Source organism: Pseudomonas brassicacearum subsp. neoaurantiaca (genome assembly GCF_013608025.1).
GTDB lineage: Bacteria > Pseudomonadota > Gammaproteobacteria > Pseudomonadales > Pseudomonadaceae > Aquipseudomonas.
The window spans coordinates 263,003-282,100 of sequence record NZ_VDLV01000055.1 but is presented as its reverse complement, the minus strand read 5'-3'; the positions used below and the strand labels follow the sequence as shown (position 1 = coordinate 282,100).

The window sequence follows — 19,098 nt, the reverse complement described above, 5'->3', positions numbered from 1 at the left end:
CCGTAAAATATTGGGGTCGCTGCGCAACCCAGCGGGAGCAAGCTCCCTCGCCACGGTTATTCATGCAGAGTAATAACCAGGCTGCTCAAGATCATCCAACAACCCCGGCCCGCTCGGCATCCAATCCAACAAGCCACGGGTGTACTCGCTGGACACCGCCATGTTCGCGCTCGCCATATGAGCGAACCAGCCGAAATGCGCGCGCTCACGTGATTCGACCGGCACCCCCAGGCCACGCCCGATCGCCTGGGCAATGTCCTTGAAGGGCACCGCCTCGTCAGCCACGGCGTGGTAGACGGACTGGGTCACGCCCTGCTCCAGCGCCAGTCGATAGACCCGTGCCGCATCCAGTCGATGCACGCCCGACCAGCAATGGCTACCCTCACCAGGGTAAGCCGATACGCCCTTCTCCCGGGCCAGACGAATCAGGATCGGCACGAACCCATGGTCGCCGGCACCATGGACCGAGGGCGCCAGCCGCACAGTCGCCACCCGCACGCCGCGCTCGGCCAGGTCCCTGGCGGCGGCCTCTGACTTGCGTGGCGAGGCCGGACTGGGCACCTCCAATTCGCTTGCACCCCGCGTCAATCCGAACAAGCCCGACGTCACCAGCAAAGGCCGATCGGATCCCTGCAACGCCTCTCCCAATGCCTCGATGGCGCGGCGGTCCTGCTCGGCATTTTCGGCGAAGCGCGAGAAGTCATGATTGAACGCGGTGTGAATCACGGCGTCCGCCGCCGAGGCTGCATTGTGCAGAACCTCAAGATCATCCAACGTTCCTCGGACCACCTTCGCGCCGGTCGCGGCCAGCGCGGCGCCCTTTTCCTGGCAACGGGCCAGGCCGGTGACCTGATGCCCGGCGTCGAGCAGATCCTGCACCACGGCCGAACCAACCCAGCCCGTGGCACCGGTAACGAATACGTGCATGAGCAACGCTCCTCTTTGAAAAAAGCGAGATCGAAATCTTCTATAACCCGAACAAGACTCAGGATTTGTATTGAACTTGTATTTCCCGACTTCTGAGCAACATCAACGCCACCCCGAACGACAAGGCAACGGCGATGGCGCCGCCCAGGTAAACCGCCTCGATGCCCCAACCACCGGCCAACACACCGGCCAGCGGACTGGTGATACCCAGGGAAATATCCAGGAACGCGACATAGGCGCCCATGGCGAGACCGCGTGACTGCGGCGGAGCACGCCGCACCGCTTCGACGCCGAAACCGGGAAACGCAAGGGAATAACCGAAGCCGGTGAGCGCCGCGCCGAGGTAGGCAACAAACGCTGTATCGGCGCCCCAGATCAGCAGCAGCCCAACGGCCTCGATTACCACGCAGACCAACGCGACACGGGCGCCGCCGGTCTTGTCCGGAAGATGCCCAAATAGCAGCCGCGCACCGATGAAGGCCAGGCCGAACGCCGTGAACGCCAACGACGCGTTGCCCCAATCCCTGGCCGCAAACAACAGGGCAATGAACGCCGTGAGGACACCAAAGCCGACGCTGCAAAACGCCAGGCCCAAGCCCGGCACCCACACGGCGCCGAGCATCTTGTAGAACGGTGTCCGCCGGGTCGCCGTCGGGGCAACGGCGCGGACACCGGCGACAACCGCCAAGGCCAGCAGCGGGATAATCATCGATGCCACGACGATGCCCATGAATCCCCAGCCCGAATTGAGCGCCACGCCAAGCGGAGCGCCCAAAGCGAATGCGCCATACATGGCGATGCCATTCCAGGCCATGACCTTGCCGGCATGCTGCGGCCCCACCAGGCCGATACCCCACCCCAACGCGCCGGTGACCACAAGGCTTTCGCCAACCGCCAGCAACACGCGGCCCACCAACAACAGCCAGACCGACAGCACCGGCGTGGCCTCGACCCCCAGGGACAGCAGATACACCAGCGCGGAAACCGCCGCCGTCACCAGCCCGGCCATGACCGCGCGCTTGCCGCCGCGCATGTCGGCAAAATTGCCAGCCCAGGCCCGCGACAACAGCGCCGCGGCGAACTGCGCGCCGACCACCAGGCCAATCACCAGCGTGCCCATCCCCAGCGTGTCGTGCAGATGAAGCGGCAAGACAGGCAACTGCAAGCCGATGGTGAGAAAAGCAATGAACACGGTCAACGTAAGCGGCAACAACCTGAGCACCGGATTGGCCTCGACGGTTGCCTGAGGCGCCGAAGCGGCGCCGTGATGGACATTTTCTTGAGTCATGAACCTAACCTGCAAAAAGGGACGCGATGAGACGTTGAACGCTGCTCGTGCAGCCGACTAGAATGCGATCAATTAGTCGCATTCAAGATACGAATAATCCGTCGCATTTCCTATTCGCATTCCTTTCCCCGGTGATTTCCTTCATGTCCGAACGCCCAAGCCCGCAGATTTCCTCGCGCAAACAGCCGAAACAGGCTCGCTCCACCGAGCTCGTGGCGGCGGTCCTGGAGGCAGCTGTTCAGGTTTTGGCGACGCAGGGCGCCCCGCGTTTCACCGTGGCCCGTGTTGCCGAGCGGGCGGGCGTGAGCGTCGGGTCGGTGTATCAGTACTTTCCGAACAAGGCAGCGATCCTGTTCCGACTGCAAAGCGATGAATGGCGACAGACCAGCGATATGTTGCGAGACATCCTGGAGGATCCTGCCACGCCGCCCCTAGAGCGGTTGCGAACACTGGTGCACGCCTTCATCCAGTCCGAATGCGACGAAGCCCAGATCCGCGTCGCACTCAACGACGCCGCGCCGCTTTATCGGGATGCGCCTGAACACCAGGCGGCGCGCAGTTCGGTGCAGGCATCGGTGGACGCGTTCATGCAACAGGTGCTGCCAGATGCCAGCGTGCAGACCCGCGCCCTGGCCGGTGAGCTGATCATTGCGACCCTCAGTTCCGTGGGTAAGCGGTTTTCGGCGACGCCTCGCACTCGGCAAGAAGTCCAGACGTATGCCGAGGCCATGGCCGATATGTTCTGCGCCTACCTGGAAAACCTGCGAGCGCTCGATAGCACTTCAGGATGATCATTCGCCTCGGCGTTCCGGTGACAGCCGGTTGGCAGTTTTACTACACTCCTGCGTCTTGTCCCCTTCCCTTGCGAGACGTCCCATCCTTATGAAAAACATAACAAGCACGATGACGTTCTTTGGCCTGCTGGCGCTCTGCGGCAGTGCATTGGCCGAGCCTGCACAGTCACATCTGGATCGAGTCCTTGAGCAGGGTGAGTTGCGGGTGTGCACGACGGGCGACTACAAGCCCTACACCTACAAGGCCGAATCGGGGGAATACGAAGGCATCGACATCGACATGGCCCGCTCACTCGCCACCAGCCTGGGCGTCAAGGTGCAGTGGGTCCAGACCACCTGGAAAACACTGATGCCAGACATGCTGGCCGGCAAATGCGACATCGGCATGGGTGGGATTTCGGTCACACTGGAACGCCAGAAGAAGGCCTACTTCAGCAATACCCTGGACGTCGACGGCAAGATCCCGCTGGTGCGTTGTGAAGACCAGTCGCGCTACCAGACCATCGAGCAGATCAACCAACCTTCGGTACGCCTCGTCGAGCCAGCCGGCGGTACCAACGAAGCCTTCGTGCGGGCGTTCCTGCCCAAGGGCCAGTTAGCCTTCCATGACAACGTGACGATTTTCCAGGAACTGCTGGAGAAACGCGCCGACGTCATGATCACCGATGCGTCGGAAGCGCTCTACCAGCAGAAACTCAAGCCAGGACTGTGCGCCGTCAACCCGACTCACTACCTGCAATATGGCGAGAAAGCCTACCTGCTGCCCCGTGACGACAACACTTGGAAAATGTACGTCGACCAATGGCTGCACCTGAGCAAGGCCAATGGCAGCTACCAGAAGGTGATTGGGCAGTGGCTGGCGGTGCCGGCCGCGCAGTAACCGCTCACGAAAACACCGCAAGACCCTGTGGGAGCGAGCTTGCTCGCGATAGCGGTATATCAGTCAAAACTGATGTGACTGACCTGACGCCATCGCGAGCAAGCTCGCTCCCACAGGATGGGGTCTGCTCAGGGACGCCCCATTCGTGTCACTGCCCCGCCCGCACCTTGGCGATTTCGGCGTACATCATCTTCACCAGGTCCCCATCCAACGATTTGGCGAACTTGTCGATCACCGGCTGCACGCGCTCGCGGAAACGGTCTTTCTCGGCCGGGGTGATTTCGTTGACGGTCATCGCGCCGGCCAACGTGGCCTTGGCCTTGTCCATGCTCGCCGCGGTGACTTCACGCTGGTAGGTCTGCGCTTCGGCAGCGGCTGCGCGAATCATCGCCTTTTCGTCGTCGTTGAGGCGGTTCCAGGTTTTCTGGCTGATGATCAACGACTGCGGGTTGAAGATGTGGCCGGTGACGGAAAGATACTTCTGCACCTCGTAGAACTTGTTGCCTTCAATCACCGTGTAAGGGTTTTCCTGGCCGTCGATGGTGTGCTGTTCAAGGCCTGTATAGACCTCGGGAAACGCCATCGGCACCGGGTTCGCGCCCAGGGCCGTGAAGGTCTCCAGGTAGATCGGCGACTGGATGACACGCAGCTTCAAGCCTTGCAGGTCTTCGAGCTTGGTCACCGGGTGCTTGCTGTTGGTCAGGTTACGAAAACCCAGGTCCCAGTAACCCAGCCCGACCAGCCCTTTGCTGTCCAGTTGCGCCACCAGTTTCTGCCCGACCGGCCCGTCGATGACCGCATGGGCTTCCTCGACGTTGTTGAACAGGAAAGGGAAATCGAGCATGGCGTAATCCGGTGCCTGGGCGGCCAGGATGCCGGAGTTGAGCACGGTGATGTCCAATGTCCCGCCCTGCAATGCCGACACCGTTTGCACGTCGCCGCCCAGGGTTCCGCCGGGGAACAGGCGGACTTTGATCTTGCCGCCGCTCTTTTCACTGAGCAGGTCGGCGAACTTCTGCGCGCCCTGGCCCTGGGGGTGTTCCTTGACGTTCTGGAAAGCGAATCGCAAGGTCCGCTCGCGGATCTCGTCCGCGTGGCTGGCGACACTGGTCAACAGCAAGCCCGTCGCACAGGCCCCGGCCAGCAAGGTTTTCATCAGTTTTCCCATGTCACTCTCCAATCATTATTGTTTTTAAGGTCGAGCCAGCAGGCACCGGAGTCATCCGGTGAAGAATTTCAACGGTCCCATGACCAGTTGCGGAAACAGGACCAACAGGAGCAGCACCACAAACTGCGCAAACATGAACGGCCAGACCCCGCGCACGATTTCCTCGAAGTCCAGCTTCGCCACGCTGCAGACCACGTTAAGCACCGTGCCCACGGGCGGCGTGATCAAGCCGATCGCGGTATTGATCAGAAACAGCACGCCGAAGTACACCGGGTCGATCCCCGCCTGGATCACCGCCGGCATCAATACTGGCGTCAGGATGAGGATGGTCGGGGTCATGTCCATCACCGTACCGACCAGGATGATCAGCGCCATCATCACCAGCAGCAGGAGCGTCTGGTTGTCCATGAACGGTGCGAGCAGTTCAGCCAACTGGCCTGGCAGGTCGGCGATCGTGACCAGCCACGATGAAACCATCGCCGCCGCCACCAACAGCATCACTACCGAGGTGGTCTTGGCTGAAGACAGGATCACTTCGTAGAGCTGGCTGACCTTCATTTCCCGATAGATCACCAGCGACACAAACAGCGAATAGACCGCCGCGACCACGGCAGCTTCCGTGGGGGTGAAAATGCCGAACTTGAGACCCAGGATGATGATCAGCGGCAAGCCCATTGCCCAGCTGCCATCGAGCAGCGTACGCAGCACTTCGGCACGGGAACGCTTGGGCGGCGTCTCGACAATTTCACGGCGAGAGATGAACCACCAGGCGGCAGCCAGCCCGATACCGAGCATCAGCCCAGGCACGATACCGGCGAGGAACAGCTTGGAAATCGACACCCCGGACGCCACGCCGAACACGATGAAACCGATGCTGGGCGGAATCACGGGCGCAATGGTGCTGCCGGCGGCGATCAATCCGGCGGAGCGCCCGCGGTTGTGTCCAGCCAGGACCATCATCGGCACCAGCAACGCCGCCAGCGCCGCCGCGTCGGCCACCGCCGAACCGGAAAGCGAGGCCAGCAGGCAGGAGGCGATGATCGCGACGTAACCCAGCCCACCGCGCTTGTGCCCCACCAGCGCCATGGCAATGTTGACGATGCGCTTGGACAGCCCGCCGACATTCATCACTTCGCCGGCCAGCATGAAGAACGGCACCGCCATCAGGGGAAAGCTGTCGGCGCCATTGAGCAGGTTCTGCGCGATGATCTGGGCGTCGAACAGGTCCAGGTAAAACATCAACGCGACGCTGACCACCAGCAAGGCAAAGGCAATCGGGATGCCCAGCGCCATGCTGCCCAGCAGCGACCCGAGGAAAATGGCCAGTGTCATGGGCGGGTACTCTTGGAGGTGTCTGGGGTGAAAGTGTCAGGGGTAAGGGCGTCAGGGTTGAGGATCGCGGCTTCGCTGTCCTCGACCAACAAAGGCTCTTCATCCCGCAGTTTGCCGAACGACGCCAAGAACAGTTCATACAACAGGATGGCCGTCGCGCTGACACCGAACACCAGCCCGGCGGCGTAGAACAACGCCATCGAAAGGCCGGACGCCGGCGCGACCACGTTCAGGTTGATCACTGCCTGCTGCCAACTGCCGATGACGATCAATCCGCAGATGTAGAGCATCAGCAAATGCCCGATGACCAGGCAAACTCGCTTGCCTGCCGGCGGCAAGCGCTTGACCAGGCTGTTCATGCCCAGGTGCGCGCGGTCCTTGAGGGCCACCAGGACACCGAGAAAAATCATCCAGACGAAGAACCAGCGCGACAGCTCCTCCGAGACGCTGATGCCGGAGTTGAAGGCATAGCGCAACACGACGTTGCCGAACACCAGCACGATCATCGCAACCATGCACAGCACGATCAGCAACTTGAGCAGCTTGAAATACAGATCGACGACTTTTGTCATCTTGAACACCTCACAGGTTGATCCAGACGCAGGCTGGCAGCCGGCGCGACAGGGCGAGCGCTATCGGATCGACGCTGGAGTATCCCGGAAGGCTCCGGAACGGGAGGTCTGCAATGAGGACAAGTTCGGTTGACGGGCACGCATGAGGGGATCCTCTGTTTTTATTATGGCCTCGCCTGGGCATGGCAAGGCTGGGTGACCGATAAAATGTACTACCCAGTTAATTCGGTCAATAACCTTGCGCGACCGGATGACCGATCCAGCCGGAACTATCGTGCGATTATCGGCCATCACTACAGGGCGGCCGGCAACCTCCCGGTCGGCTGGGATTTTTTTCAAGGCGTTTTGTATCGCTCTGTATAGGAACAGCCGATTGATACGAATCCGCTGATTTCGGGCCCTTGCGGCACACACCATCGATACACCTGCGCGTTTAACTGCACTCACCGGACAGCAGCACATCCGCTGCACTGGCCCACTCAAACAAGCGCAAGGAGAAACACCATGATCAATTTCTCGAAACTCTCGTCCCTGGCAATCGCCCTGACCTTGGTTGGCGGCGCCACCCTGTCGAACATCGCCGCAGCCGAAAGCGCACCGTCGTCCTACGACCAGGCTGCACATCAACTGGCTGAAGGTGGCTCCGATCGACTGATTCAGAATCGTGTTGCCGAGGGTGGCTCTGATCGTTTGATCGAGAATCGCGTGGCTGAAGGTGGGGCTGATCGGTTGCAGGAGCTGCGCGGACGCAGCCCTGTGTGACAGCGGTTTCTGTGGCGAGGGGATTTATCCCCGCTGGGCTGCGAAGCAGACCCAAATCAGGCAACTCGGTGGGCCTGTAAGACAGGGGCCAAGGCTTTAGGGCTGCTGCGCAGCCCAGCGGGGATAAATCCCCTCGCCACAAGAGCTTCCGGCCTTCATGGGCTGAAACATGACCCATAAAAAAACCCCGCATCTCTCGATGCGGGGCTTTTTCATTCATCAGCGAATCAGTTGGCCGTTACGACCGCCTGACCACTCAACGCCAAGTCCAGCAGCTCACGGTTGGCAACCGCGTACATGGCGTAGTCGGTGCCGCTGGCGGCACGGATGTCCACCAGCATGGCGCGCCAGCGCTCGACCATTTCGTGATGCTGCTCAAGCCACAGCGCCAGACGGGTTTCCACGTCCTGGCTACCGTCGCCTTCCTGCAGGACCGAGATGGTGATCGCCCGCTGCTGCCAGTCGATGTCATCGCGGAACGCTTCACGGGCCAGGGCCTGCCAGTTGTTTTCCACTGGCAAGGCACTGATCTGTTGCAGGTACCAGGTAATGTCCAACGCGCTGCCCACCGCGAAGTAAGCCTTGGCCACATCGGCCGCGTTCTGGCCAGTGACGTCGGACGCCTCGATGATCGGCAACAAGGTGTACAGGTGCGTAGTACCTGCAACCATGCGCGCCAGCAACTCCGGCACACCCGCCGCCACGTAGGCCTGGTAGCGGGTCTGCCAGCCTTCGCGGGTCGGACCTTCCAGCAGTTCGTCGAGCTTGAGGCCCAACGCCGCCAGGTGCGGACCGAAGTGAGCGACGTCACGGGCAGCGTTCTGCTCGTTGCGGCGGCTGCGCAGGAACCACCGCGTGGCACGGCGACCCAGGCGCATCAGCTCGTCCATCAGCTCCAGTTGCACGTCGGCGGAAACCTGGTGATCCAGGGCTTCAATCTGACGGAACCAGTGCGGGAGATGGAAAATGTCCCGAACGATCACATAAGCACCGGCCACGTTCGCCGGGCTCATGCCGGTCGACTCTTTCAACCGCTGGACGAAGGTAATGCCCATGTGGTTGACCAGGTCGTTGGCGATCTGGGTGCTGACGATCTCGCGCTTCAGGCGATGGCGACGCATGGCCTCGGAGAACTTGCTCACCAGGGTTGGCGGGAAAGCCGTCTCCATGTCACGGGTCAGGTAATCATCGTCCGGCACCAGGGAGTTGAGCAGCGCTTCCTTGAGGTCGATCTTGCTGTAGGAGATCAGCACCGACAGTTCGGCACGGGTCAGGCCATGGCCTGCCGCGACACGTTCGGCCAGCTGTTCTTCGGTCGGCAGGAACTCGATGGCGCGGTCCAGCTTGCCACGGGCTTCCAGGTCGTTCATCAGGCGCTTGTATTCAGCGATCCGCACAAACGCGCGACGGGCCGCCAGGGACAGGGCCTGGGTCTGCTTGTAGTTGTTGCCCAACACCAGGCCACCGACTTCGTCGGTCATGCTCGCCAGCAACTGGTTGCGTTGCTTGTCGGTCATGTCACCAGCCTGCACCACTTCGTTGAGCAGGATCTTGATGTTCACTTCGTGGTCGGAGCAGTCCACGCCGCCGGCGTTGTCGATGAAGTCGGTGTTGGAACCGCCACCGTTGAGGCCGAACTCGACGCGACCCAGTTGGGTCATGCCCAGGTTACCGCCCTCGCCCACGACCTTGCAGCGCAGTTCGTTACCGTTCACGCGTAGCGCATCGTTGGCCTTGTCGCCGACATCGGCGTGGCTTTCGGTGCTGGCCTTGACGTAAGTGCCGATACCGCCGTTCCACAACAGGTCCACCGGCGCCTTGAGCAAGGCGTTCAGCAGCTCGGTCGGGGTCAGCTTGTCGGCCTTGATGTCGAAGCGCTCTTTCATCTGCGGCGAAATCGCGATGCTCTTCGCGCTGCGCGAGAAGATGCCGCCGCCTTCGGACATGATGCTGGCGTCGTAGTCGGTCCAGGCCGAACGCGGCAGGTCGAACAGACGCTTGCGCTCGGCGAAGCTGCTGGCCGGCTCAGGATTCGGGTCGATGAAGATGTGCAAGTGGTTGAAGGCCGCGACCAACTGCAACTTGTCGGACATCAACAAGCCATTGCCGAACACGTCGCCGGCCATGTCGCCGACGCCCACCACGGTGATGCTGTCTTCCTGGACGTTGATGCCGCGCTCGCGGAAGTGACGCTGCACGCCAACCCACGCGCCCTTGGCGGTGATGCCCATTTTCTTGTGGTCGTAACCCGCCGAACCACCGGACGCAAACGCATCGCCCAGCCAGAAGCCGTAATCGATGGCGATGCCGTTGGCGATGTCGGAGAAGGTCGCAGTGCCCTTGTCCGCCGCAACGACCAGGTACGGGTCATCGTCGTCATGGCGCACGACGTTGGCCGGCGGTACCAGCGCGCCGTCCTTCAGGTTGTCGGTGATGTCCAACAGGCCCGAAATGAAGATGCGGTAGCAGGCGATGCCCTCGGCCGCGATCTCGTCCCGGCTGCCGCCCAACGGCAGGCGACGCGGCAGGAAACCGCCCTTGGCGCCCACTGGCACGATCACCGAGTTCTTCACTTGCTGGGCTTTTACCAGGCCCAGCACTTCGGTGCGGTAGTCTTCTTCACGGTCGGACCAGCGCAGGCCGCCACGGGCAACGTTGCCGAAGCGCAGGTGCACGCCTTCGACGCGTGGCGAGTAGACGAAGATCTCGAACTTCGGCACCGGCTTCGGCAGTTCCGGAATCAGGTGCGGGTTGAACTTGAAGCTGAAGTACGACTTGTTCTGGCCGTTGGCGTCGGTCTGGTAGAAGTTGGTCCGCAGGGTCGCCTTGATCAGGTCCAGGTAGCGACGCAGGATGCGGTCTTCGTTGAGCACTTGGACGTCGTCCAGGGCCGAGAGGATCGCCTGTTCCAGACGCAGTTGCTTGTCTTCCAGATCGTCGCCGGTCAGCTTGCGCGCCAGGTAGAAGCGGGTCTTGAACAACCGGGTCAACTCGCGAGCGATGTCGGTGTGGTTGTTCAGGGTGCTGGCGATGTAGCCGAGGTCGAAGCCCAGGCGGATCTGCTTCAGGTAACGGGCGTAGGCACGCAGCAGTGCCACGTCGCGCCACGGCAGGCCGGCGGTCAGCACCAGACGGTTGAACGCATCGTTCTCGGCATCGCCACGCACGATGTGGACGAAGGCGTCCTGCAAGGTGTCGTTGAGCTGCTGGATGTCGAGGTCCAGGCCTTCGGCGGCGGTGAACGCGAAGTCATGAATCCAGAACTCGCGGCCATTGGTGTGGCGCAGGCGATACGGGAACTCGCCCAGCACGCGCAGGCCGAGGTTTTCGAGGATCGGCAGCACGTCGGACAGCGCCAGCGGCGTGTCGGCATGATACAGCTTGCAGTGCAGCTCACGCTGGCCGGAGACCTGGCCCAACGGCTGGTAGAAGCTCATCACCAGCGGGTTGGTTTCGTTCAGGCTCAGCAGGTGTTGCATGTCGACCACGGCGGAGTGCGCGGCAAAACGCTCGCGGTAGCCGGCCGGGAAGCCTTTCGGGAAGTCCGACAGCACGTTGGTGCCCTGGGCTTCGCCGAAACTCTCGATGACCAGGCTGGCGTAGTCGTCCTTCCAGCTGCGGCAGGCCTGCACGACTTCTTTTTCCAGCAGCAGCGGGTCGATGTCGATGCGGTTCTTCGGGTCCACCCGCAGGATCAACTGCACGCGAGCCAGTACGGACTCGGAGAAGAAGGTCCAGAACTCGCAATCCGAAGCCTTCAGGCGCTCCATCAGCACCTGCTGAATCTTCTGGCGTACTTCGGTGGAATAGATATCACGCGGCACGTAGGCCAGGCAGTAGCAGAAACGGCCGTACGGGTCCTTGCGCAGGAATACGCGGATCTTGTTGCGTTCCTGGATTTGCACGATCGACATGACGGTGCTGAACAACTCGTCCACCGGGGTCTGGAACAAGTCGTCGCGAGGCAGGACTTCGACCACCTGGGCCAGTTCCTTGCCCAGGTGCGCCTTGGCCTGGAAGCCCGAACGACGCTCGATTTCCGCAACCTTGCGACGGATGTATGGGATGACCCGCACGCTCTCGCCATACACCGAGGAGGTGTAAAGGCCCATGAAGCGGCATTCCTTGATGACCTTGCCGTCGGCGTCGATTTCACGGATCGACACGTAGTCCGGGTAGGCCGGACGGTGCACGCGGCTCGGGTGCGCGGCCTTGGCGAACGACAACACGGTCGGTTCGCGCAGGTAATTGACGGCGTAGTCTTCGATGCGCAGGTCTTCGGCGGTCAGGCCGGCGCGCAGCAGTTTGGTCAGGCCGAGGAACGATTCGGGGTCGTATTCGATGTGGCCGCCATCGGCTTCATCGCGAACCACGAATTCTTCGTAGCCGAGGAAGGTGAAGTGGTTACCCACCAGCCATTCCAGGAAACTCTTGATTTCGGCTTTTTCGTCAGCGTCAGTGGCGTAGGCGCTGTTGTCCAGGCTCGCGAGGATTTCCTGGACCTTGGCTTTCATCGGTTCGAAATCGGCCACGGCCACGCGCACTTCGCCCAGCACTTGCTCAAGTTCCTTGCTCAGGACATTGAGTTCGGCGGCGTTGGCGCAACGGTCGATTTCCAAGTACATCAACGACTCTTGCTGCACGTCGTCGCCCTGGGTGCCTTTGGGCAGGATTTCCAGCAACTCGCCCTTGCTGCCGCGACGCACGCTCAGGACGGTGGTTTGCAGGGTATGGATGCTGTAGCCGCGACGGTTCAGCTCGGTGCGGACCGAATCCACCAGGAACGGCAGGTCGTGGTGCAGCACTTCGACGGCGGTGTGGGTCGACTGCCAGCCGTGGCGCTCGTAATCGGGGTTGTAGACACGCACCTGCGGTTGCGCGTGGTCAAAGCGCTCAAGCAGGCGCCAGGCGGACAGGGTGCAGCCGGCGAGGTCGGACAACCGGCGCTGGGTGAGTTCATCGAGGGAAATGATGCCGAAGAATTGTTCAGCGAACAGCGCCACTTGTGGCAGTGCCTGTTCACTGATGTGCTGCGCCAGTGCCGCTTGCAGTTGATGCTGGAAGTCGGCTTTGCTGGCTGCGGTGAAGAACGCCATCTGTGGTACTCCGCTTGGGCTTGTTATTGATGGTAGCGTCGCGTGCAACCCCTTTCGGGGCCGTCGGCCATCCCGTTCCTGATTCTCGGGCAGAGGAAACAGGATGACAGGTGGGTGAAGCTGGACGAGACCCGCAGGTCACATCCTTTTTGCAGGTAATTTCAAAGTAATGACCACCTGCAAAAAACACTCCGCGATGCCCTTTGCAGGTGCACATCCGTTGCGCAGCTTAACGAGTGCGACAACCTGCCTGCTTGCAGCGCTGCGACATATTCGGTCATCGGCTAGCTCCCTGGTCGCCATGCATCGAACAACCCTAGCAGTCCCACGGCCAAACGGCACCCTGTGGTGGTAATCCAGCAGAAAATCGTCGGGGCTGGCAGAATCGCGTTTTTGCCCGTGCAAGGCTCATCGGAGCCAGGAGCCACCCCATGAAAATGACCACCGCCCTGCTGATCGCCAACCCGTGCGATGACGAAGAAGACAACATGGCCATGCTCTGCTGCCACAGCGCCCAGGGCGAAATGTTCCTGATGACCCGCTACCCGGACGAAGACGAACTGGAAATCGCCCTCGACGGCGAGCCTTCGACGCTGGAAGGTGTCAAGGTCACGCTCAGCCCGACCCTGCTGAAAATCGAAATCGCCGCGGCGGATGCCGATGCGCTCAATGGCGATGATGTGTTGGAAATCATCCACGACACCGATGCGGCTGACCTGGCAGAAGTGGAACTGACCTTGCAGAACATCCTCAAGGGCACGGGCACCTACATCAGCCAGCTTTGACGCCCAAGGCGACCGCTCCCGTGTGGCGAGGGAGCTTGCTCCCGCTCGACCGTAGGAGCTCCTACATAGTTTCCACAGGCCAGCGGGCCACGCATCACCCGTTATCAGTCGTTCTGCACCAGATTGCCATCGGCGTCATAGACCAGATACTCGTCATCCTTATTCTGATCCCTCACGTAATAACGGGCCTCATTGCCGTTATCCGGCACCTTCATGCTGGTGTAGGACCCCAGCGCCTTGATCACCTTGTTGTCCTGACTGATCAAGATCAGCGAGGAACCCCCTCCCGCTCGGATCGCCGCGGCATAACGGGTCTGGAACGCATTGATCTGCTGGTAATCCAGTGGCACTCGCAACCGGCCCGCCAGGTCGATGGCACCGTAGCTTTCATCGCGCCCGACCACTGCCATGCCGTTGGAAAACGGCGTCACTTCGTCATAGGGCAACTTGATCGGTAGCCGCGCGCCCTGGCGATCGATAAAAGCGAATTTCCGACTTTTAGTGTCCTGGACCAGCGCCGGTTGCGGCCCCACAAACCGACCGATCACGTTGTCACCTTGAAGGTTGATGCGTTTACCTTGCAGGTCGAAGACGTCCTGTCGGCTGCGATCGGCGGAGGTGGCGTAGAGCAGGCCTTCGCTGTGCTCGATGCCGGAGAATTGCGTCGGGAGGATTTCTTTGCCGTTCAGGGTATACGCGCCGTACAGGCCTTCCGTGACATCGGTTCGCTTGCCGAGACGGGCGATGAACAGGTTGTCCGTCACGGTGGGGTTGACGAATTTCATCGGCAAGACGAAACGATGACGCCTGGCATCGTAGAGCCCATAAGGGCCGTTGGTTTCACGCTCCACCAACACCAGGTCGTTACTCAACACCTCGGTGATGTGTTCGAACGGCAGGTCGACGAGCTTATTGCTACCGGCGGGGAAATAGGCGAGCTGGCTGCGCAACCCTTGCCACTGCGACTCAGGGTCGCTGGACTCCTCCGGAAAAAACAACGTGTAGGTATCGGCCACCTGGCTATCTTGCACTTGCACCCAACGCGGCTTGATCAGCCACTGGCCGGCCTGGTCGATGAAACCGTAGCGCTCGGCCTTGCGGTCCAGGGCGATGTAGCGCGCTTGTTGCGCAAGGACGTTGTCGACTTGGGTGAACTCAACGGTGTTGTCTTCCATCGGATCGAGCACATGGATGACGATGCGTTGCGGGGTGGCCTCGAATTGGTAGTCGACCTCCGTGTGTTTCAACGGCCCCGCCTTTGCGGCCAACGCCTCGGTCAAGCGCTCCAATTGCTGCTGCACTGCCTGGGCGGTCTTGAGCTGATCGAGACCGTCCTTGGTCCGCAGCAGCGCTTTGTAATAGTCCTGCAACGCCGCGATATCGCCTTCCGAGGGGAACGCCCGGGAGCTGTTGCCGTTGCTGTAGAGCGCCCTGCCTTCATCGTCCAGCCCCTGTACCACGAAGGTCGACAATTTCGGCGTACTCAAGCGCACGGAGGCGCTGCCATCACCCAGGGCCATGAGCTGGAAGGACTGGCCGTCGTCCAATGTCACTTTCGGGTGATCTTTATCCAGCACCACTTTCTTGAACGCCGGATAGCTGCGGTAAGCAACCGTCAGGCCGACACTCGCCAGCGGTTTGTTCACCGCAAGTGCGAAGGCGTCATGGGACGCGATCATGTCGTCGGACTCGACCTTGGGCGGTGCCTTGAGCTCGGCGAAGCTGCTTTCGCTGCCATCGCGAAAAACCAAGCGCTGCGGCAGGTACTGCTCGGCCGTCGGCTCATCCGGCATGGCGGCGCGCTTCCAGAGCGGATCAAGCGTGCTGGTATCGAGCCGCACCTCAGAACCATCGGCAAATAGCCTCTGGGCAAAACGCAGGCCTTGGATCGACGCCAATTCAGCCTTCAACTGCGCGCTGGTGAACGGAACAAACAGCGACTCGTATTGCAACGGCTGCTCACCGGCAGGCTCGGCCGTCTCGACAGTCAGGCTCAATTGCACGTCATTGAGCACTTCCAGGGATCTGAGGGTTTCACCCGTGTCTTGAATCAAGTAATTGAGGCGTTTCTCCACCTCGGGCAATGCCAGCATGCCGATGTCTTCCATGCCCCCTTCGTTCAGTTGCTCGGCGGCAAAACCTTCATCGGCCGGCGCGCCGCTGTGGCGAAACAGGGCGTAGGACGCAAAGCCCACCACCAACAAGGTCACACTCAGTATCGACAGCAATCTCAAACGAGGCTGGGAGAAGGTCATGGTGGGTTCGGTCGTCAAGGGCTGGGAAAGGCAGGCAGCTAACCACACGGCCTGGCGCGCTGCAAATCGCCTGGCTGGCCCCGGTTCTGCTGAAGGGCTGCCTGGATCGTCACCACTGTCGGAGTGAAGCGAACCACCGTCGGTCGTCCTCCTGATGCATCGCCCTTGACGACCAATTGAGTTCTGGTGTTTCCTGAAACCGGTTTCAGAACCTCGATAAATCCAAAAAACAGGTCTCGATCCGTGAATTCTTTCTCCGCCGCCCAGCGCAGCCGCGTGACCATGCTCGATGTCGCCGAACGCGCCGGGGTCTCCAAGGCCAGCGTCTCGCGTTTCATTGGCGAAGACCGCGCCCTGCTCTCCGAAGCCATTGCGCGACGGATCGAGCAAGCCATCAGCGAGCTGGGCTATCGGCCAAACCAGATGGCCCGTGGCCTCAAGCGCGGGCGCACCCGCCTGATCGGCATGCTCGTGGCCGATATCCGCAACCCTTATTCGATTGCCGTGATGCATGGCGTGGAAACCGCCTGCCGTCGTCACGGCTATAGCCTGGTGGTCTGCAACACCGACCGCGACGACGAACAGGAACGCCAGCACTTGGCCCTCCTGCGCGCCTACAACATCGAAGGGCTGATCGTGAATACGCTGGGCCATCACCGCGATGAACTGTTCGAATTGCGCAGCGAGATGCCCATGGTGCTGGTGGATCGCAAGGTCGATCGGCTCGAAACCGATCTGGTCGGGCTGGACAACCCGGCCGCTGTCGAAATGGCCCTCGATCACCTCGAACAGCGTGGCTATCGCGATTTGCTGCTGGTGACCGAACCGTTCGATGGCACCAGTTCACGCATCGAGCGGGTCGAGAGTTTCAAGGCCAGCATCGAACGACGCCCTGCCCTGGCCGGCGCCGTGGTGGAAACCTGCGATCAATTGCTCCCACGCATCAAGGCCTTTCTCGCCGAGCCGGACCGTGGCCCCAAGGCGTTGTTCTGCGCCAACGGCATCGCCGCGCTGGCGGCCACTCAGTTATTGCGCGAACTCGGTTGCCATTTGTTCAACGACATCGGCCTGATCGCCCTCGACGACCTGGACTGGTACCCACTGGTGGGCAGCGGCATCACGGCCCTGGCCCAACCCACCGCGGAGATCGGCGCCAGCGCTTTCGAATGCCTGCTCAAGCGTTTGCGGGGGGACAACGGGCCGGTGCAGACCCTGGATTTTGCCGCGCGGCTGATTGAGCGTGGGTCGACGCTTGGAGTTTTGCGGTGATTGGGCTGGCCTCTTCGCGAGCAGGCTCGCTCCCACAAAGGATCTTCATTGCGACATAGCCCCAGTGTGGGAGCGAGCTTGCTCGCGATGAGGCCACCAAGCACACCCTCTAAATTTTTTTGATCAAAACTGAAACCGGTTTCAGAGGTACAACAACAATGAACAAACCCGCCGTTTCCATCAGCCTCTCCAGCTACGGCGCCGACCTGGTACGCCAGCGCGGCCAAGGCAGCTTCATCGACCTGCTGGCCGCCGCCGGCGCGTCGCGCATCGAATGGCGCGAAGAGTTGCTGACCACCGAACAACCCGTCGAACTGGCCGCTGGCGCGCGAGCCCAGGGATTGGGAAGTGTCTACTCCTCTCCGCTGGAACTCTGGCTCCCTGGCCAGCCCAGGCCAAATCCCGCCCTGGCGACGGCCTTACAATCTTGCGAAGCGTTCGGCTCGGCGTGGCTGAAGGTTTCCCTCGGCCATTTCACCGACTCCCACGACCTGTCGGCCTTGGCGGACATTCTTGCGACAAGCGCGGTGCAACTGCTGGTGGAAAACGATCAGACCTTGCAGGGCGGCCGCCTCGAACCCCTGCAACGCTTCTTCGCTGCGGTCGAAGCACTCGCGCTGCCCATCGCCATGACCTTCGACATCGGCAACTGGCAATGGCAGGACCAATCAGCCACGGTGGCGGCCCGGCAACTCGGGCGACATGTCGCGTACGTGCACTGCAAGGCGGTCGCCCGGCGTCCCGATGGCAAACTCGTTGCCGTACCGCCAGGCCAGGCCGACCTGCACCTGTGGGAACAATTGCTCAAGCACATGCCGGTCGGCGTGATGCGCGCCGCCGAATACCCTTTGCAGGGCGACGACCTGCTGCAACTGACCGCCGAACATGTCGCCATCCTGTCCCGCCTCGGGCAATCGCGCCGGGAGACTGCCCATGTCTGAATTCGATGTGCTGTCGTTCGGTGAAACCATGGCCATGCTGGTCGCCGACGAAACCGGCGACCTGGCCGCCGTCAACCAGTTTCACAAACGCATCGCCGGGGCCGACAGCAACGTGGCCATCGGCTTGTCGCGGCTGGGCTTCCAAGTGGCCTGGCTCAGCCGGGTCGGCGCCGACTCCCTGGGACGCTTCGTGGTGCGGACATTGGAACAGGAAGGCCTGGATTGTCGCCACGTGGCTATCGATCCGGCGCACCCCACCGGCTTCCAACTCAAGTCCCGCACCGATGATGGCAGCGACCCGCAAGTCGAATATTTCCGACGGGGCTCAGCCGCCAGCCACTTGTCCGTCGATTCCATCGCACCGCCCTTGCTCGCCGCCCGTCATCTGCATGCCACCGGCATCGTGCCCGCGCTTTCCTCTACGGCCCGTGAGATGTCCTTCGAATTGATGACCCGCATGCGCAAGGCCGGCCGCAGTCTGTCGTTCGACCCCAACCTGCGCCCGAGCTTGTGGTCGAACGAAGCGACGATGATCCGCGAGATCAATCGCCACGCCGCCCTCGCCCACTGGGTCTTGCCGGGCCTCGGTGAAGGTCGGTTGCTGACCGGTTTTGACGACCCGGCCGACATCGCCGCGTTCTACCTGGACCACGGTGCCGAAGCCGTGGTGATCAAGCTCGGCCCGGACGGCGCGTATTACCGCACCGCGCTCGACCAGGGGTTCATTGCCGGCGTGCCGGTGACCCGTGTGGTGGACACGGTCGGCGCCGGGGATGGCTTCGCCGTCGGCCTGATCAGCGCACTGCTCGAAGGCCGCGACATCACTGAGGCGGTCCGCCGCGCGAACTGGATCGGTAGCCGCGCGGTGCAGAGCCGCGGGGACATGGAAGGACTGCCGACGCGCGATGAACTGTCGACTGAATTTGAAACCGCTATTCGCGAGCAGGCTCGCTCCCACACGGGCTGACGCCAGACCTGTAGGAGCGAGCCTGCTCGCGAATGAAACCACTGCAAAACGCACCTGCTGAA

Annotated in this window: 14 protein-coding genes; 7 read left to right on the top strand and 7 right to left on the bottom strand. The window is 61.6% G+C overall.

Annotated features, from left to right (window positions below; translation table 11 throughout):
• Positions 1 to 60 precede the first annotated feature (60 nt).
• The gene (locus FHK92_RS25280; protein ID WP_181290523.1) at positions 61 to 927 is read right to left on the bottom strand and encodes an SDR family oxidoreductase; all 867 of its coding nucleotides are present in this window, start codon (positions 925 to 927) and stop codon (positions 61 to 63) included.
• Between the two features lie 58 nt (positions 928 to 985).
• Positions 986 to 2,215 (bottom strand): arabinose transporter, encoded by a 1,230-nt coding sequence (locus FHK92_RS25275; protein WP_181290522.1) that lies wholly within the window; start codon positions 2,213 to 2,215, stop codon positions 986 to 988.
• A gap of 143 nt (positions 2,216 to 2,358) precedes the next feature.
• Between FHK92_RS25275 and FHK92_RS25270 the strand changes: the two genes are divergently transcribed.
• Positions 2,359 to 3,006: a TetR family transcriptional regulator gene (locus tag FHK92_RS25270; RefSeq protein ID WP_181290521.1), complete on the top strand. Its 648-nt coding sequence runs from the start codon at positions 2,359 to 2,361 to the stop codon at positions 3,004 to 3,006.
• 91 nt (positions 3,007 to 3,097) lie between these two features.
• Complete coding sequence (locus FHK92_RS25265) at positions 3,098 to 3,889, top strand: transporter substrate-binding domain-containing protein (protein ID WP_181290520.1); 792 nt, start codon at positions 3,098 to 3,100, stop codon at positions 3,887 to 3,889.
• Positions 3,890 to 4,037: 148 nt separating this feature from the next.
• On the opposite strand, the gene FHK92_RS25260 is transcribed toward FHK92_RS25265, so the two are convergent.
• Genes FHK92_RS25260 through FHK92_RS25250 form a run of 3 tightly spaced genes read right to left on the bottom strand, consistent with a single transcriptional unit; the run spans position 4,038 to position 6,961 of the window.
• Entirely contained in the window at positions 4,038 to 5,057 is a 1,020-nt protein-coding gene (locus tag FHK92_RS25260) for a TRAP transporter substrate-binding protein (protein WP_181290519.1), read from the bottom strand.
• A gap of 51 nt (positions 5,058 to 5,108) precedes the next feature.
• The gene (locus tag FHK92_RS25255; protein ID WP_181290518.1) at positions 5,109 to 6,389 is read right to left on the bottom strand and encodes a TRAP transporter large permease subunit; all 1,281 of its coding nucleotides are present in this window, start codon (positions 6,387 to 6,389) and stop codon (positions 5,109 to 5,111) included.
• On the bottom strand, positions 6,386 to 6,961 hold the full coding sequence (locus FHK92_RS25250) for a TRAP transporter small permease (RefSeq protein ID WP_181290517.1): 576 nt from the start codon (positions 6,959 to 6,961) through the stop codon (positions 6,386 to 6,388). Before FHK92_RS25250 ends, FHK92_RS25255 begins: the two co-directional genes overlap by 4 nt.
• Before the next feature lie 504 nt (positions 6,962 to 7,465).
• Between FHK92_RS25250 and FHK92_RS25245 the strand changes: the two genes are divergently transcribed.
• Complete coding sequence (locus tag FHK92_RS25245) at positions 7,466 to 7,723, top strand: phage infection protein (RefSeq protein WP_181290516.1); 258 nt, start codon at positions 7,466 to 7,468, stop codon at positions 7,721 to 7,723.
• 227 nt (positions 7,724 to 7,950) lie between these two features.
• Here FHK92_RS25245 and FHK92_RS25240 read toward each other — a convergent pair whose 3' ends face one another.
• Positions 7,951 to 12,819 (bottom strand): NAD-glutamate dehydrogenase, encoded by a 4,869-nt coding sequence (locus FHK92_RS25240; protein WP_181290515.1) that lies wholly within the window; start codon positions 12,817 to 12,819, stop codon positions 7,951 to 7,953.
• 431 nt (positions 12,820 to 13,250) lie between these two features.
• Between FHK92_RS25240 and FHK92_RS25235 the strand changes: the two genes are divergently transcribed.
• Positions 13,251 to 13,604: a hypothetical protein gene (locus FHK92_RS25235; protein WP_181290514.1), complete on the top strand. Its 354-nt coding sequence runs from the start codon at positions 13,251 to 13,253 to the stop codon at positions 13,602 to 13,604.
• A gap of 104 nt (positions 13,605 to 13,708) precedes the next feature.
• Here the strand turns inward: FHK92_RS25235 and FHK92_RS25230 are convergent, their stop codons facing one another.
• A complete protein-coding gene (locus FHK92_RS25230) occupies positions 13,709 to 15,859 on the bottom strand; it encodes a WG repeat-containing protein (RefSeq protein WP_181290513.1) in 2,151 nt (716 codons plus the stop codon).
• A gap of 243 nt (positions 15,860 to 16,102) precedes the next feature.
• Here FHK92_RS25230 and FHK92_RS25225 point away from each other — a divergent pair, with 243 nt between their 5' ends.
• The 3 genes from FHK92_RS25225 to FHK92_RS25215 all read left to right on the top strand — a co-directional run bounded on the left by FHK92_RS25225 (position 16,103) and on the right by FHK92_RS25215 (position 19,036).
• Positions 16,103 to 17,128 carry a LacI family DNA-binding transcriptional regulator gene (locus FHK92_RS25225; protein ID WP_181290512.1) on the top strand — a complete coding sequence of 342 codons (1,026 nt, stop codon included), beginning with the start codon at positions 16,103 to 16,105 and terminating at the stop codon, positions 17,126 to 17,128.
• 158 nt (positions 17,129 to 17,286) lie between these two features.
• Entirely contained in the window at positions 17,287 to 18,069 is a 783-nt protein-coding gene (locus tag FHK92_RS25220; protein ID WP_181290511.1) for a sugar phosphate isomerase/epimerase family protein, read from the top strand.
• Positions 18,062 to 19,036 (top strand): sugar kinase, encoded by a 975-nt coding sequence (locus FHK92_RS25215; RefSeq protein WP_181290510.1) that lies wholly within the window; start codon positions 18,062 to 18,064, stop codon positions 19,034 to 19,036. The genes FHK92_RS25220 and FHK92_RS25215 overlap by 8 nt, the downstream gene beginning before the upstream one ends.
• The last annotated feature ends 62 nt before the right edge of the window (positions 19,037 to 19,098 follow it).